The following is a 1,169-nucleotide window of genomic DNA, read 5'->3' as shown; positions in this document are numbered from 1 at the left end:
AGCCACCTTCGCGGTCGCCACCCTCACGCGGCGGGCCGGAACGGTCACGGTCGCCGCCCTGGTAACCACCCTCGCGACGATCGCCACCACGGAAACCGCCCTCACGACGGTCGCCACCACGGAAACCGCCCTCACGACGGTCGCCACCACGGAAGCCACCCTCGCGGTCGCCACCACGGAAACCACCCTCACGCGGCGGGCCGGAACGGCCACGGTCGCCGCCCTGGTAACCACCCTCGCGACGATCGCCACCACGGAAACCGCCCTCACGTGGACCACTGGGACGGGCGCCCTCGCGGAAACCGCCCTCACGACGGTCACCGCCCCGGAGACCACCCTCACGGTCGCCACCCCGGTAACCGCCCTCACGACGGTCACCGCCCCGGAAACCACCCTCGCGCGGACCGCCCGATCGCGAAGCATCCCGGTCACCGCCACGGAAGCCACCCTCGCGTGGGGCACTGGACCGAGAGTTGTCCCGGTCGCCGCCACGGAAGCCACCCTCACGGGGCCCACCCGAGCGCGCGCCGTCCCGGAATCCACCCTCACGGCGGTCACCGCCGCGGAAACCGCCCTCGCGGTCACCGCCACGGAAGCCACCCTCGCGCGGGGCACCCGAGCGCGAACCGTCCCGGTCGCCGCCACGGAAGCCACCTTCACGGCGGTCACCGCCACGGAAGCCACCCTCGCGTGGGGCACTGGACCGAGAGTTGTCCCGGTCGCCGCCACGGAAGCCACCCTCACGCGGAGCACCGGACCGCGAACCGTCCCGGTCACCACCACGGGAACCGCTGTCGCGTCCGCCGGCGTATCCGCCACGGGTGCCGCCAGCGTTGTCGCGGTCGCCCCGGTACGGGGGCCGGTCGCGGTCGTCACGGCGCGGGCCGCGGTCGCGTCCAGCCGAGCCGTCAGTACGGTCTTCGTAGCGACGGGGACGATCTCCGCCCTGCGGTCCTGAACTCACAGGTACATCCTTCCTGATTGCGCCACCAATGGCGCTACGCAGTCGAGGGCCGACCCGGATGGGGCGGCCCTCGACTGGAAGATTGTCCGGCGGCGTCCTACTCTCCCACACCCTCACGAGTGCAGTACCATCGGCGCTGGAGGGCTTAGCTTCCGGGTTCGGAATGTAACCGGGCGTTTCCCCTCCGCCATGACCGCCGTAACTC

The 1,169-nt window shown here is 72.0% G+C and carries 1 rRNA gene and 1 pseudogene; one reads left to right on the top strand and one right to left on the bottom strand.

The window, feature by feature from the left end:
* Positions 1-958 (top strand): annotated as a pseudogene (locus tag FHG89_RS33185) (hypothetical protein); the annotation flags it as partial.
* 90 nt (positions 959-1,048) lie between these two features.
* Here FHG89_RS33185 and rrf read toward each other — a convergent pair.
* Positions 1,049-1,165 (bottom strand): 5S ribosomal RNA (rrf, locus tag FHG89_RS30765).
* Between the last annotated feature and the right edge of the window lie 4 nt (positions 1,166-1,169).

It is taken from the genome of Micromonospora orduensis, assembly GCF_006228125.1.
Taxonomy (GTDB): Bacteria; Actinomycetota; Actinomycetes; order Mycobacteriales; family Micromonosporaceae; genus Micromonospora; species Micromonospora orduensis.
This window is presented reverse-complemented; position numbering and strand designations above follow the sequence as displayed.